The sequence below is a fragment of the Massilia suwonensis genome (genome assembly GCF_042655665.1).
GTDB classification, from domain to species: Bacteria; Pseudomonadota; Gammaproteobacteria; order Burkholderiales; family Burkholderiaceae_D; genus Telluria; species Telluria suwonensis.
In genome coordinates this window covers 425,192-440,531 of record NZ_JBHSMR010000014.1, presented here as the reverse complement: position 1 = coordinate 440,531, position 15,340 = coordinate 425,192, and the positions used below count along the sequence as shown (strand labels likewise).

Sequence of the window (15,340 nt, the reverse complement as noted above, 5' to 3'; positions counted from 1 at the left end):
CGACGTCAGCCCTGCGCGTCCTCGTCCAGCTGGCGCAGGAAGGCCAGCTTTTCCGCAATCTTGCTCTCCACCCCGCGCGGCACCGGCTGGTACCAGCGCGGCTCCGGCATGCCCTCGGGCAGGTAGGTTTCGCCGGCCGCGTAGGCGTTCGGCTCGTCGTGCGCGTAGCGATATTCGTGGCCGTAGCCGAGTTCCTTCATGAGCTTGGTCGGGGCGTTACGCAGGTGCACCGGCACCTCGCGCGACTTGTCCTTGCGAACGAAGGCCATGGCCGCATTGAAGGCGTTGTAGCCGGCATTGCTCTTCGCCGCGATCGCCAGATACACGACGGCCTGGCCGAGGGCCAACTCCCCTTCCGGCGAGCCGAGGCGTTCGTAGGTGGTCGCAGCGTCGTTCGCGATCTGCATGGCGCGCGGGTCGGCCAGGCCGATGTCTTCCCAGGCCATGCGCACGATGCGGCGCGACAGGTACTTGGCATCCGCCCCGCCGTCGAGCATGCGGCACAGCCAGTACAGGGCCGCGTCCGGATGCGAGCCGCGCACGGACTTGTGCAGGGCCGAGATCTGGTCGTAGAAATTGTCGCCGCCCTTGTCGAAGCGGCGCGAATTCAGGGTCAGCGCGTTGTCGACGAACTCGCCGGTAATCGTCGTGATGCCGCTCGTTTCGGCCGAGGTCTTGGTCTGCTCGAGCAGGTTCAGGAAGCGGCGCGCGTCGCCGTCGGCGTAGCCGATCAGGGTGCTGACCGCGATCTCGTCGAATTTCAGGTGGGCCAGCACGCGCTCCTGGGCGCGCTTCAGGAGCTGGCGCATCTCGTCGTCGCTCAAGGCCTTCAGCACGTAGACCTGCGAGCGCGACAGCAGCGCCGAGTTCACTTCGAAGGACGGGTTCTCGGTGGTGGCGCCGATCAGCGTCACCAGGCCGGATTCGACGAAAGGTAATAAAGCGTCCTGCTGCGACTTGTTGAAACGGTGGATCTCGTCGATGAACAGGATCGTGTGCTTGCCGCGCGCCAGGTACTGCTCGGCCTGTTCGACAGCGGCGCGAATATCCTTGACGCCCGACAGCACGGCGGACAGGGCGATGAATTCGCAGTCGAAGGCATAGGCCGTCAGGCGCGCCAGCGTGGTCTTGCCCACGCCCGGCGGGCCCCACAGGATCATCGAGTGCGGCTTGCCGGATTTGAAGACGAGGTTCAGCGGCTTGCCGGGGCCGAGCAAATGGCTCTGGCCGATGACTTCGTCGATGGTGCGCGGACGCAGGGCTTCGGCCAGCGGGGCGGCGGGCTCGTTCTTGAAGAGGTCATCCACGATGGCCTCCCGGCGCGCATGGTACGAACATGAAATGACGCGAGTTGTTGTGCATGCGGCTAGTGTAGCCGATGCGGGCAGGCACCGTGACGAACGCACGGCTGCCCGCCCTTCGTTCAGTGCCCCATGCGCACACCCTTCATCATCGGGGCGCTCCGCGCTGACACGGCGGCCGGCAGCGCCTCGAGCGTGGCGGGAATCGGCGCCACCACCAGATGCGTGTCGCCGGCGAAGAACAGCGTCTTGCCGTCGGGGCTGATCGCGGTCCAGGCACGCAGGTTGCAGTCGGAAGACGTCTGGCAGCTCGGGGAACCGCCCAGCGTGAAGTAGCCGAGCAGGGGCAAATCGGTGGTGGAGACGACCCGCTTGCTGCTGTCGAAAACGTACACCCGCGGCGCGGCGCCCGTCATGTTGTAGGCGCCCCAATTAAAGGCAAGCATGTAGACGCGGGCGCCATCCGGCGACACGGCCGTGGTGGTGCCGCGCCAGCTGTAATCCGGCAGCGCGAGGTTGCCGATCAGGGCAAAGTCGCGGTCCCAGACGCGGTAGGTGTCTTCGACGAAGCGTTCGCCGCGCAGGCTTTGCGAAGCGGTGTACCAGAAGTTCAGGCCGACCGGGTTCGTCTTGACGATGCCATCCGCACTATCCATGTACAGCATCGGCGGGAAAGACGAGAGACCCGAAGTCTGCACCAGGTTGAGGCGCGCGCCATCGCCCGAGATGCTGAACCATGGGCCGTTGTGGAGCGAGTAGTATGCATCCGGGACGGTCACGAACTGACGCGCGACGAGGTCGAAATACCGCAGGTCGCTCCATGATTCGCCTCCAAAGTAGGCGCGCCCATTATTCGTCACGGCCAGGAAAGGCAGAGTGATCCACTGGTTGCCGACGTTACGATCGGCATAGCTTGCCTGTACCTGCAGCGTGGCCGGGTCGAGCAGGACGATCCCGCTCGACGCCGACGTTACCACCACGCTCTTGCGGTCCGGCGTCATGGCAAGCGAACCGACGCTCGGCACCGGTACGCTCGACATGTCCCAGCTGCTGCCGTTGTAGCTGAAGCGCATGACCGAATGAAGCGCCTTGTTGGCCACATACACCGCCTTGCGCTCGGGATCGTAGAGCATGCCGCCCTTCTCTCCCGCGGTCGCAATGAGCTGCGCGGAGAACGTCGCCGGCGCGACCACGCGCAGGGTCGGATTGCCGGTCGCCGCGCCCAGCTGGTTCGGCACGTTGAAGCCGACCGCACCGCCTGGCGCGCCGGCCAGCTGTACCGTGACCTGGGTATCGTTCACGCGCGTCACCTGCAGCGGCGTGGCGCCGGAAATGACCAGGTCGCGTTGCAGGTCGGCCATGCTGTCGAAGCCGCGCCCCCGCACGATATAGCTGCCGCCCTCGCCCGGCAGGCGCGTGCTCGGGCCGACGTAATGGACTTCCGGCAGAGCCTTGTTCAGAGTCATCCGCAGCGTCAGCGGCGCAATCCGGCTGTCGGTCGTGCCCAGGACGATATCGGCCGCGTGCGTCTGGTAGTTGGGCAAGGCCAGCAGCTTCGCGGGATCGACCGTGGCGCGCAGCGTGCCGCCGGTGCTGCCGCTGGCGCGCGACAGGACGAGCCAGGGCGCGTTCGTGCTTGCGGTCCAGGGCTGGACGGGCAACTGCGGTATGTCGATACGCAGGTCGGTGCCCAGTTGCGTGGCCGCCGTGGTCCTGGTCACGAGGAAATTCGTGTCGCCCGTGACCTGCCAGGAGGCGTTGCCGACCGTGAAGTTGACCGCGACCGTGACCGGATAGGTCAGCGGACCGGAAGCGAGCGTGACATAGGCACCGTAGCGGCCGGGCGGCAAGGTCGCCGCCGAGGCTCTCAGGGCCAGCGTATGCTCGCCGGTCTTGGCGACGTCCAGCCAGCCCGACTGCGGCTGCACATAGCTCACCGTGGTCTCGAGTACCTTGCTCCATGAGGGCAAGGCGACCTCGAGTGTGCGATCCGCGCTTGCCATGATGGTTGCGGCCATGTCGATGCTGTCGGCGGCCGGCGTGATGCGCATGATGGTGCCGGCGTTGCCGGTGACGGCATAGCCGATCTCCACTTCCCTGCTCCGGGTGCCGGCCACGACCGTCACCGCCGTCTTGTAGGTACCGGGCGGCATCGGCTGTGCGGTCACGCTGAAGCCGGCCGGGCTCAGGTTCGATATGGTGAGCCAGTCCGCGCCCGAGCGCGCCGTGAAGCTGGTGGTGCCGGCGGGGAGCTGCACCGGAATATCGGCGCTCGCCGTGGCGCCGCTGAGCGCCGTCAGGCCGCCCGCAGGGCCCTGCACCTTGAAGCCCTTGGCGACCGAAATCGTATAGGGAATGGTGACCGGCGAGCCTTCGAAGTGCGTGGCGCAGCGCGCGTCCGGACAGGCGAACAGCTGCAGCGAGCCGCGGTATTCCCCTGCCGGCAGCACTTTCGGCTGCACGGTGAATTTCACCTGGGTGCCGACCGTCTCGACGAAGACGCGTTCGATCGCGACGCCCAGGTCGAGGCTGCCCGTGTAGACCGTCGCGCTCGGCGTGCCGGAACCGGTTCCGAGTACCACTTGCGGCGCGATCACCGCGTCTTCTTCACCCTTGAAGGCCAGTGCGCTGCGGTCGACCGTGACACGGAAACCAGGGTCGGTCGCCGGCGTGGTGCCGGTGACCGGTGTCGTCGGCGTACCGCTGCCGGCGCCCGTGCCGGTACCGCTATCGGTGCCTGCGCCGGTGCCTGTGTTGGTGTTGTTGCCAGTGCCGGTGTCGGTCTGGCCGCCGCCGGATCCGGCGGGCGGTGTCGTGGTCCCGCTGCCGCTTCCCGCACTCGTGCCGGCAGGCGGAGCAGGCGTTGCCGAACCGCCTCCACCGCCTCCGCAGCCGCCCAGCAGCAGGAGCAGCACCATCATCGAAGAAAGGGAGTGCTGCCGCAGTGCGCGCAAGGAGACCATGAAAATCCGATCGGCGAGGAGTGGAATTGCAAATATTGCAATTGTATCCCCGTCAATCTGATGTTGACAAGATGATATTTACTTTGGGTAGGCGGCGAATGTTGCGAAGGCGTTAACGCAACAGGGCCCCGTGGTGGAGCCCTGTTCAGCTGAACAATTGTTTATTAGATTAAAACAATTGTTTATTGATTGTTGACCTCGGCGCCCTTCGGGATCTCGAACTTGAACTGCTGCGCGCCCAGCGAAGGATTGCGCTCGAAGCGGGTGAATTTCAGCACCGAGGTCTGGCCGAAGGTGTCCTTCAGTTCCATCGCTTCCGGCGTACCGTTCTTCAGGCCGATGCTGATTTGCTCGAAGGTGGTGTCCTTGGCTTTCGGCACGGCGTTCAGCCATTCCAGGCCGTCGCGGGTGCCTGCTTCCGAGAGCGTGAAATTCTTTTCCAGGTCGTTGCTGCCGAACAGGATAGCGGCGGGCGAGGAACCGAGGGCATTGCCGAGCTTCTTGACGGTGACCTGGTTCAGGTCCTTGTCGTAGATGTAGAGCGAGTCGCCGTCGGCCTGCAGCAGCTGGTCGTAGGGCTTGGTGTAGTTCCAGATGAACTTGCCGGGACGGGCGAAGACGAAGTTGCCGCTCGAAACCGGGGAGATCTTGCCGGTCTGGGATTTGCGTTGCTGTTGCTGGGTGAATTCGCCCTTTGCCGCCTTGGTGGTGGCGACGAAGGATTTGAACTGGTCGAGGGCGGTCGCGTGGGCGGTGCCGGACAGGGCCAGGGTCAAGGTGGCAATCAGGGCGGCAATATTGTTCTTAGTCGTCATCGTGGTCCTTTGTTGAATGTACGGTGTGCATGAGCACGTACGCGTGGGCTCAAGAGCCCACCCTACGGTGCGCAACCGAATCAGTCGGTGCGGAAGTTAACGGCTCGCTTATTCAGCCTGGGTTGCGGGCACGAGGATGTCGCGGTTGCCGTTGCTTTGCATCGGCGAGACGACGCCGCTTTGCTCCATCTGCTCGAGCAATCTAGCGGCGCGGTTGTAGCCGATGCGCAGGTGGCGCTGGACCAGCGAGATCGAGGCGCGGCGGTTTTTCAGCACCACGGCCACGGCCTGGTCGTACATGGCGTCAGACTCGCCGCCGCCTTCGCCTGCCACGGCATCGCCGCCGCCTGCACCGCCCTCTTCCAGCGTGCCGCCTTCCAGGATGCCTTCAATGTAATTCGGCTCGCCCAGCGATTGAAGATGTTTTACAACTCGATGCACTTCGTCGTCCGAGACAAAAGCGCCGTGCACGCGCACCGGCAGGCCGGTACCGGGCGGCATGTAGAGCATGTCGCCCATGCCCAGCAGGGTTTCCGCGCCCATCTGGTCGAGAATGGTGCGCGAGTCGATCTTCGAGCTCACCTGGAACGCGATGCGGGTCGGGATGTTCGCCTTGATCAGGCCGGTAATCACGTCCACCGACGGACGCTGGGTCGCCAGGATCAGGTGGATGCCGGCCGCACGCGCCTTCTGGGCGATACGGGCGATCAGCTCTTCCACCTTTTTACCCACGACCATCATCAGGTCGGCCAGCTCGTCGATGATGATGACGATGGTCGGCAGCTTTTCCAGCGGCTCCGGATTGTCCGGCATGATCGAGAACGGATTCGGGATGTGCTCCTCGCGCTTGGCCGCATCCGCGATCTTGGCGTTGTAGCCGGCCAGGTTACGCACGCCCAATTTGGACATCAGCTTATAGCGGCGTTCCATCTCGTTCACCGCCCAGTTCAGCGCGTGGCCGGCCTGGCGCATGTCGGTCACGACCGGCGCCAGCAGGTGCGGGATGCCCTCGTACACCGACATTTCCAGCATCTTCGGGTCGATCAGGATCAGGCGCACGTCGGCCGGATCGGATTTGTACAGCAGCGACAGAATCGTCGCGTTGATGCCGACCGACTTACCGGAACCGGTGGTACCTGCCACCAGCAGGTGCGGCATCTTGGCGAGGTCGGCCACCACCGGCTTGCCGGCGATGTCCTTGCCCAGCGCGACCGTCAGGTTCGAGGCGCTGTCGTTGTACACCTTGGAGCCGACGATTTCCGTCAGGCGCACGATCTGGCGCTTCGGATTCGGCAGTTCCAGCGCCATGTAGTTCTTGCCCGGGATGGTTTCCACCACGCGGATCGAGGTCAGCGACAGCGAACGCGCGAGGTCGCGCGCCAGGTTGACGATCTGGCTGCCCTTCACGCCGGTGGCCGGCTCGATCTCGTAGCGCGTGACGACCGGGCCCGGGAAGGCGGCCACGACCTTGGCTTCGACGCCGAAGTCGGACAGCTTTTTTTCAATTAAGCGGCTCGTGAATTCGAGGGTGTCCACCGCCACGGTTTCCTGCACCGGCGGCGGCTCGTCCAGCAGCGACAGCGGCGGCAGCGGCGAGTCGCCCGGCAGGTCGCGGAACAGCGGCGTCTGCTGCTCTTTCACCGCGCGCTCGCCCTTCGGCACCGACATCATTTGCGGTTCGATCTTGATCGGAGCAGGCTCGGCCGGCATCGTTTGGGCCGCCACGGCCGGCACGGCTGGCGTCGGCGCGCTCAAGGTCGGCGCGACCCGTACCGGGGCCGGCATCTCGAAGTCCTCGTCCTCGTCCGCCGGCGCCAGCTTCGGCTCCGCACGACGCGGCGCAGGCGGTTTATCTACCTGCTTGGCCCGTTCGCTCACCACGGCCTCGTCGCGCTGCACGGCCGCGGCTTCGCCCTGGCGGCGGTCTTCGCGATCCTCGACACGCATGCGGAACCAGTCCACGGTCGCCTCGAAGGTTTCGCCGATGCGCTCGGCGACCGCCAGCCAGGAGACGTGGAAGAACAGAGAAAAGCCCAGGCCGAACAGCAGCAGCAAGAGCAAGGTCGCGCCCGTAAAGCCGAAGGCGACCTGGGAGGCGTGGCCGAGCAGCTGGCCCAGCACGCCGCCCGGCGCGCGCGGCAGCTCGACGTCCCAGGACCACATGCGCAGGTATTCCAGGCCGACGCTGCCGGCGAACATCAAACCGAAGCCGATCCAGCGGACGATGAATTCGTCCTGGTGTTCCGGTTCGGCAGGCGTGGGCGACTTGTCGGTCAGCTTGCGCCAGCCGCGCCAGACGGCGCGCAGGAACAGGGCGCCCCACCACCAGGTGGAGAAGCCGAAAATGAACAGCAGCAGGTCGGCCAGCCAGGCGCCGGCCTTGCCGCCGAGGTTCGAGATGTTCGACACCGTATTCGCGTGCGACCAGCCCGGATCCGCCTTGTTGTAACTCAGCAATATCATCACGAAATACAGGAAGACGACGGCCATCGCGATCCAGCGCGCCTCCAGCAGGAGACGGGCGAGGCGGCGCGGCATCGGCGACCTGGGGGCCGGATGACGGGGGGGTGTCGTGGACTGTGCGGTACTCTTCTTGCTCATGCTGCTGGCTGCGGATGGGTTCGCCTTTGCGGAATCCGATCATTCTAAGCCATATGGCGCGCCACGGCCTATGATTCATGCTCTTGCGCATCATCGTCTATAATCCATCCCGCATCCCGGGCGGCAAACTGCGCTTGATTTGTCTCCCTTTCGCCCCCAGTTTCCGATTTCTTACCCTCACTACCTTGCACGCCATGACCACTAAGAAACACGCCAAAGTCCTGATCCTCGGTTCCGGTCCCGCCGGCTACAGCGCCGCCGTCTACGCCGCGCGCGCCAATCTGAGCCCGATGCTGGTCACCGGCGTCGAACAGGGCGGCCAGCTGATGACGACCACCGACGTCGAGAACTGGCCGGGCGACCCGCTGGGCGTGCAAGGTCCGGAGCTGATGGCGCGCCTGCTGCAGCACGCCGAGCGCTTCAATACCGAGATCGTGTTCGACCATATCCACACGACCTATTTGAACGAAAAGCCGATTCGCCTGGTCGGCGATTCCCACGAATTCACCTGCGACGCCCTGATCATCGCCACCGGCGCCTCGGCCCAGTACCTGGGCCTGGAATCGGAACAGGCCTTCATGGGCCGCGGCGTCTCGGCCTGCGCCACCTGCGACGGCTTCTTCTACCGCAACCAGGAAGTGGCGGTCATCGGCGGCGGCAATACCGCGGTCGAGGAAGCCCTGTACCTGGCCGGCATCGCCTCCAAGGTCACGCTGATCCACCGCCGCGACAAGTTCCGCGCCGAGCCGATCCTGGTCGACCGCCTGATGCACAAGGTCAAGGAAGGCAAGATTGTGTTGGAACTGAACCACACCCTGGACGAAGTCGTGGGCGACAACAGCGGCGTGACCGGCCTCAAGATCCGCTCCACCGCCGACAATTCGGTGAAGGACCTGACCGTGCACGGCCTGTTCGTGGCGATCGGCCACAAGCCGAACACGATGATCTTCGAAGGCCAGCTCGAGATGCACAACGGCTACATCAAGACCCGCAGCGGCACCGAAGGCATGGCCACCGCCACCAGCGTGCCGGGCGTGTTCGCGGCCGGCGACGTGCAGGACCACATCTACCGCCAGGCGATCACCAGCTCGGGCACCGGCTGCATGGCCGCGCTCGACGCCCAGCGCTATTTGGAAGCACTGGAAGACGACCAGAAGTAATCAGGAGAACGATGGCGGGCATGAAAGACTTTGCGGACCTGAAATCCTTGCGCGACCAGCTCAGGGAAGACGAACGCCTGCGCGCCATCGAACAAGCCGAACGCGAGAAGCGCGAACGCATCGCCCGCGAACGCGCCATCGAATTCCGCAGCGCGATGGAAGGCGTCAAGAAGATGCCGGAATCGAACCGCTACGTGTACCGGCCGGTGCAGGAAGCCTTGCTGCGCGAGGCGCCGGCCAAACGGGTGCTGAGCCAGGAGGAAGACGACGCCCTGGTGCTGCAGCAATCCCTCTCCGACATGTTCGACGTCGATGGCTTGCTCGACGACGATCCCACCCTCTCGTATGCGAAAGACGGCGTCGGCCCCGACGTCGTCAAGAAGCTGCGCAAGCGCCACTGGCCCGTGCAGGACGAACTCGACCTGCACGGCATGACCCGCGACGTCGCGCGCGGCCAGGTCGGCGACTTCGTACGGCGCTGCCTGCGCCGCGGCGTGCGCTGCGTGCGCATCATCCACGGGGTCGGCTACGGCTCGCCGAACGGCGAACCGGTGCTGCGTTCGGTGGTGCACAGCTGGCTGGTGCAGCTCGACGAAGTCGTGGCCTTCTGCGTGGCGAACCGGGCCGACGGCGGCAGCGGCGCCCTGATCGTGCTGCTAAAACCGGCACTTGATCGTTAGTGCGGAAAAGATACAACGTTCCTTGCAGTACAACAGCGGTAGTGCGACAGCTGAGCTGCGGCTGTTGTAGAATTCGTCAAATTTCGTCAATTTCGGCGCCAACCATAAGGGAAATTCATTGAAGTCCAGTACGATCGTTCCCATGTCCGAGGCGCCCCTGGTTGACCTGCAATCCTGCGCGGACGAACCGATCCATATCCCCGGATTTATCCAGCCCCACGGCTTCCTGCTGTTTTTCGGCGTGGATGGCGTGCTCGAGGGCTGGAGTGCGAACGTCCCCGCCGAGCTGGCCGGCCTCGAAATCGGCGGCTACTTCACGGGTTTCGCCCTGCCCCCGGTCGCCCTCGAGCTGATCGAAGAATGCGTCTCCAGCCAGGTCGACGGGGAATGCGCGCCGGCCTTTGCCGCCGCCGAATTGGGTGGGATCGACTACGACTGCATCGTACACGCCACACAGGGCCGCATCGTCTGCGAATTTGAAACCCGTAACGTGCCAGCCGACACGGTCGCCCTGTTCGCCGTCAAGGCCCACAGCTCGATCGAACGTGTGCGGCGCCAGAAAAGCATCGAATCGCTGCTGGAGACGGCCGTGCGCCAGGTGCGCGAGTTCACCGGCTTCGACCGCGTCATGGCCTACCGCTTCCGCGAGGACGACAGCGGCGACGTCGTGGCCGAGGCGCGGCGCGAGGACATCGTTCCCTATCTCGGCCAGCGCTACCCGGCCAGCGACATCCCGGCCCAGGCGCGCCGCATGTACATCCTCACGACCTTGCGCATGATCGCCGACGTCAGCTATGCGGCGGTGCCGATGCTGGGCGTGCCGGGCGCCGCGCCGCTGGACATGAGCTACAGCGTGCTGCGCAGCGTCTCGCCGATCCACGTCGAATACCTGCGGAACATGGGCGTGCAGGCCTCGATGAGCGTGTCGATCGTGATCAACGGCCGCCTGTGGGGCCTGCTGGCCTGCCACCACCATGAACCGAAGCAGGTGCCCTACTCGATCCGCATGGCGGCCGACGTGCTGGCCCAGGTGATGGCCTCGACCATCCAGAGCATCGAGGCGCGCCAGGATGCCGAACTGGTCGAACAGGCCGCCCAGGTCCGCACCAGCCTGGTCGAGTCGCTGCTGATCGACGAGGAACCGCTCGACGCCCTGGCGCACCACGCCGAAGCCTTGCAGAAGGCCACCGGCTCGCATGCGATGGTGTGCGTCCACAACGGCAAAATCATTTCTTTCGGCGCGATCGAACGGGAGACGGCGGAGGCCATCGTGCGCTCCCTGCCGCTGGATGCCAGCGACCTGGTGCTGCGAGACGCACTGGACGAGTGGCCGCCCGGGCTGCAACCCCTGCTCGGCAAGTGGGTCGGCATGCTCGGCCTGCCCTTCGATCCGCCCGGCGGCGGCTGGTGCCTGCTGCTGCGCACCGAACAGATCGAGCACGTGTCCTGGGCCGGCCGGCCGGAAAAGACAGTCACCTATGGCCCGCTGGGTCCGCGCCTGACGCCGCGCGGCTCCTTCGACGCCTGGCAGGAAACCGTCCGCGGACGCGCCCACGTATGGGAAGCGCCGGTGCAGAGCAATGCCCGGCTGATGCTGTCGGAACTGCTGCGCGCCTCCAACGCGCGCCGCGCCCAGACCGAGTCCACGCGCGCCCAGCTGCTGGCCATGCTCGGCCACGACCTGCGCGACCCGCTCAACTCCATCAACATGGCCGGCACCCTGCTCGAGCGCGGCAGCGGCGGCGGCAACCAGCCGACCCTGGGCAAGCGCATCCAGTCTTCCTCGAACCGCATGCAGCGCCTGATCGGGCAAGTGCTCGACATGAGCCGCATCGACGGCGGCCTGGGACTGGGCATGCTGCTCGAACCGATCGACCTGTCGGCGCTGGTCGACGACCTGGTCGACGAGATGCGCCTGGCCTATCCGACGATCACGTATATCTGGACCAATCCCGGCGCCACCATGGTGCGCGCCGACGCCGGCCGCATGTCGCAGGTGCTGTCGAATTTGCTGAGCAACGCGCGCCACCATGGCGAGGTGGGCGGTCCGATCGGCGTGAGCCTGAATACGCACGCTGGCTGGGCGACCGTCGAGGTGACCAACAACGGGACGCCGATTTCCGAGGACCAGGCAGCAACCCTGTTCAACCCCTTCAAGCGCAGTTCGCTGCACAATCCGCTCAACCGCACCGGCATGGGACTAGGGTTGTACATCGTCGCCACCATCGTGCGTGAGCACGAGGGCGAGATTGCGTACCGCCACGAAAACGGCCAGGTGATCTTCAGCGTGCGCCTGCCGCTCGCTGAAACCGAGCGCGCCGGCCCAATGTGATTTTGTAGGGTGGGCATTCCATGCCCACGCGGTATCACCGTTCGATCTGCGGCGCCGCTGAATGCGGACGTGACGTATGCCGCTCATCATTTTTCATACGCAATCACAAATCACGCGCCGCACCGCGTGGGCACAGAGTGCCCACCCTACAACCCCGGGGCCATGTGTTAGTAACGTAGGGTGGGCATTCCATGCCCACGCGGTATCACCGTTCGATCTGCGGCGATGCTGAATGCGGACGTGACGTATGCCGCCCCTCCTTTTTCATCCGCAATCACCAATCACGCGCCGTACCGCGTGGGCACAGAATGCCCGGTGCAGCTGGCCATGAGGCCATTGGCCTCATGGCCCCCTACAACAGCAGGGCCATGTGTTAGTCTAGCAACATGCCAACAGAATAGCCCGCTGCATGACCCTCATCAAGTTCATCGAAATCATGGCGATCCTGGTCGGAGCCTTTTCCGGCTTCATCGAGGCGCGCCGCAAGCGCATGGACCTGGTGGGCGTCTTCACCGTCGCCTTCATCGCCGCCTTCGGCGGCGGCACCCTGCGCGACATCCTGCTCGACCGACGTCCCCTGTTCTGGGTCACGCACCAGGAGTACGCGATCGCCATCTTCGTGCTGGCGCTGATCGCCTCTCCGCTGATCCGCACCCTGCGCCACATGGTTTCCGAACGCCTGATCGTCATCGCCGACGCCGTCGGCCTGGGCCTGTTCTCGATTGCCGGCGTGTCTTCCGCGCTGGACGCCAACATGCCCCTCTTCATCGCCTCGATGATGGGCGTGATCACCGGGATCTTCGGCGGCGTGCTGCGCGACATCGTCTGCAACGAAGTGCCGATGGTGTTCCGGGACGGCAAACCGTACGCGATCTGCGCCTTCCTCGGCAACTGGATGTTTTTACTGATGGGGCTCTACACCGACGTATCGCACGACTTCGCGCTGTGGAGCAGCGCGCTGACGATCAGCGTGATGCGGCTCGTCAGCTGGAAATTCGACGTGCAGATGGGGCGCTGAGGCCCCATCCCTCGCTTACACCGCGTCCGCGCCGGTCTCACCGGTGCGAATCCGGATCACCTGCTGCACGTCCTGCACGAAGATCTTGCCGTCGCCGATCTTGCCGGTGCGCGCGGCCTTGATGATGGCGTCGACCACCTGCTCGACCACGGCATCGTCGACCACGACCTCGATCTTCACCTTCGGCAGGAAGTCGACCACGTATTCGGCGCCGCGATACAGCTCGGTGTGGCCCTTCTGGCGGCCGAAGCCTTTCACCTCCGTGACGGTCAGGCCCGTCACGTTGACGTCGGCCAGCGCCTCGCGCACTTCGTCGAGTTTGAAGGGTTTGATTACGCAGGTAATCTGTTTCATGTCTGCTCCAGTTTTAGAAAGATATTTTAATTAGTCCGGAATATTCGCCAGGTCGTCCAGCCAGACGGTGGCTTCCGAATCGCTCGGGGCGCGCCAGTCGCCGCGCGGCGAGAGCGAGCCGCCGTTTCCGACTTTCGGACCGTTCGGCACGCAGCTGCGCTTGAACTGGCTGGTCTTGAAGAAGCGCCACAGGAAGATCGACAGGTTGCGCTTGATGGCGGCGAGGTCGTACTCGTTGCGCGCACCATGTTCGTCCGGCCAGCGGCCTTCGTGCTTGGCGCGCCAGGCCGAGTAGGACAGGAAGGCGACCTTCGATGGCGTGAACCCGTAGCGCAGGATGTAGTACAAATTAAAATCCTGCAGCTCGTAGGGGCCGATCACGCTTTCGGTAATCTGCGCCGGCTTGTCGTCGCCCGCCTTGCCCGGCACCAGTTCCGGGCTGATTTCGGTGCCGAGGATGTTCAGCAGCACCTCGCTGCCGCCTTTCACGACGGCCTCGGTCTCCGCGACCCAGCGCACCAGGTGGGTGATCAGGGTCTTCGGCACGCTGCCGTTCACGTTGTAGTGCGACATGTGGTCGCCCACGCCGTAGGTGCACCAGCCCAGCGCCAGTTCGGACAAGTCGCCGGTGCCGATCACGATCGCGCCCAGGTGGTTCGCCAACCTGAACAGGTGATTCGTGCGCTCGCCCGCCTGCACGTTCTCGAAGGTGACGTCGTACTGCTCCGCCCCTTCGGCGGCGGGGTGACCGAGGTCCTTCAGCATCTGCAGGCAGCTCGGGCGGATGTCGATTTCGCGCGCCGTGCAGCCCACCACTTCCATCAGCGCGTGCGCCTGCTGCAGGGTGCGGCCGCTGGTGGCGAAGCCGGGCATGGTATAGGCCAGGATATTCGTGCGCGGCAGGCCGAGACGGTCCATGGCGGCGGCGCAGACCAGCAAGGCGTGGGTCGAATCGAGGCCGCCCGAGACGCCGATCACGACCTTCTGAATGCCGCTCGAGGACAGGCGCTGGATCAGGGCCTGCACCTGGATGTTGTAGACCTCGGTGCAGCGCTCGTCGCGCAGCGCGCGGTCGGCCGGCACGTAGGGGAAGCGCTCGATTTCGCGATTCAATGGCAGCGTGCTTTCCAGGGGCAGCGCCAGTTTCACGCGCTGGACGCGGAAAGCGGCCGCCTCCTGCGCATGGCGGCGCGCCGACTGCGCAAAAGTGGTGGCGCGCATGCGTTCCTGCGACAGGCGTTCCAGGTCGACGTCGGCGAAGATGATGTGCGACTCGTCGAGGAAACGCGCCGACTCGGCCAGCATTTCTCCCTTTTCGTAGATGATCGCCTGGCCGTCCCAGGCCATGTCGGTGGTCGATTCGCCGCGTCCGGCCGAGGTGTACAGATAAGCCGCCATGCAGCGCGCCGACTGCTGGCTGACCAGCTGGTGGCGATAGGTGCTCTTCCCGACCAGCACGTTCGAAGCCGACAGGTTGACCAGCACCGTGGCGCCGGCCATGGCGGCGAACGAGGACGGCGGCACCGGCACCCAGACGTCCTCGCAGATCTCGACGTGGAAGCGCAAGAGCGGCAGGTTCTCGACTTCGAATACCTGGTTCGGGCCGAAAGGCACGATGTCGCCGAACAGCTCGACCGAATCGACCGCGGCGCAATCGGCGGCGCTGAATTGGCGCGACTCGTAGAATTCGCCGTAGTTCGGCAGGAAGCTCTTCGGCACCAGGCCGAGCACGCGCCCGCTTGCCACCACGGCCGCACAATTGAACAGCTGGTGATTGACCCGCAGGGGCAGGCCCACTACCATCGCCAGAGGCAGCTCCTTCGATGCCTCGACGATGGCCGCGAGGCCGTCCTGGCAGGCGTCGAGCAGGGCCTTCTGGTGGAACAGGTCGTCGCAGCTGTAGGCGGACAGGCCCAGTTCCGGGAAGGCGACCAGGGCCGCGCCCTGCTCCGCCGCCTGGCGCGCAAGGGTCAAGGTCTGCTCGACGTTATAGGCCGGGTCGGCGATGCGGCAACGGGGAATCGCCACGGCCACGCGCGCGAATCCGTGGGAATAGAGATTGAAAAATCGGTTGTTCATTGAACCCCTTTCGCATGCGGGAAGTGCGGTCTGCGGG

At 65.0% G+C, this 15,340-nt stretch carries 10 protein-coding genes; 4 read left to right on the top strand and 6 right to left on the bottom strand.

Annotation, left to right across the window (positions count from 1 at the left end; genetic code table 11):
- Window positions 1-5 precede the first annotated feature (5 nt).
- The 4 genes from ACFPQ5_RS22325 to ACFPQ5_RS22310 all read right to left on the bottom strand — a co-directional run bounded on the left by ACFPQ5_RS22325 (window position 6) and on the right by ACFPQ5_RS22310 (window position 7,680).
- Window positions 6-1,307, bottom strand: a complete 1,302-nt coding sequence (locus tag ACFPQ5_RS22325) for a replication-associated recombination protein A (RefSeq protein ID WP_379760943.1) — start codon at window positions 1,305-1,307, stop codon at window positions 6-8.
- A gap of 116 nt (window positions 1,308-1,423) precedes the next feature.
- Window positions 1,424-4,264 carry a hypothetical protein gene (locus tag ACFPQ5_RS22320; protein WP_379760941.1) on the bottom strand — a complete coding sequence of 947 codons (2,841 nt, stop codon included), beginning with the start codon at window positions 4,262-4,264 and terminating at the stop codon, window positions 1,424-1,426.
- Window positions 4,265-4,446: 182 nt separating this feature from the next.
- Window positions 4,447-5,079, bottom strand: coding sequence for an outer membrane lipoprotein chaperone LolA (gene lolA, locus ACFPQ5_RS22315; RefSeq protein ID WP_379760939.1), 633 nt, complete (start codon window positions 5,077-5,079; stop codon window positions 4,447-4,449).
- A 108-nt stretch (window positions 5,080-5,187) separates the two neighbouring features.
- Entirely contained in the window at window positions 5,188-7,680 is a 2,493-nt protein-coding gene (locus ACFPQ5_RS22310; RefSeq protein ID WP_379760937.1) for a DNA translocase FtsK, read from the bottom strand.
- Window positions 7,681-7,874: 194 nt separating this feature from the next.
- Between ACFPQ5_RS22310 and trxB the strand changes: the two genes are divergently transcribed.
- The 4 genes from trxB to ACFPQ5_RS22290 all read left to right on the top strand — a co-directional run bounded on the left by trxB (window position 7,875) and on the right by ACFPQ5_RS22290 (window position 12,870).
- Entirely contained in the window at window positions 7,875-8,840 is a 966-nt protein-coding gene (gene trxB / locus ACFPQ5_RS22305) for a thioredoxin-disulfide reductase (RefSeq protein WP_379760935.1), read from the top strand.
- A 20-nt stretch (window positions 8,841-8,860) separates the two neighbouring features.
- Window positions 8,861-9,520, top strand: coding sequence for a Smr/MutS family protein (locus tag ACFPQ5_RS22300; RefSeq protein WP_417568523.1), 660 nt, complete (start codon window positions 8,861-8,863; stop codon window positions 9,518-9,520).
- Window positions 9,521-9,662: 142 nt separating this feature from the next.
- A complete protein-coding gene (locus ACFPQ5_RS22295) occupies window positions 9,663-11,852 on the top strand; it encodes an ATP-binding protein (protein WP_379760931.1) in 2,190 nt (729 codons plus the stop codon).
- 409 nt (window positions 11,853-12,261) lie between these two features.
- Window positions 12,262-12,870, top strand: a complete 609-nt coding sequence (locus ACFPQ5_RS22290; protein ID WP_379760929.1) for a trimeric intracellular cation channel family protein — start codon at window positions 12,262-12,264, stop codon at window positions 12,868-12,870.
- A gap of 15 nt (window positions 12,871-12,885) precedes the next feature.
- On the opposite strand, the gene ACFPQ5_RS22285 is transcribed toward ACFPQ5_RS22290, so the two are convergent.
- Both ACFPQ5_RS22285 and ACFPQ5_RS22280 read right to left on the bottom strand, forming a co-directional pair.
- Window positions 12,886-13,224, bottom strand: coding sequence for a P-II family nitrogen regulator (locus tag ACFPQ5_RS22285; protein WP_136222194.1), 339 nt, complete (start codon window positions 13,222-13,224; stop codon window positions 12,886-12,888).
- 30 nt (window positions 13,225-13,254) lie between these two features.
- Window positions 13,255-15,303, bottom strand: a complete 2,049-nt coding sequence (locus ACFPQ5_RS22280; RefSeq protein WP_379760926.1) for an NAD(+) synthase — start codon at window positions 15,301-15,303, stop codon at window positions 13,255-13,257.
- Between the last annotated feature and the right edge of the window lie 37 nt (window positions 15,304-15,340).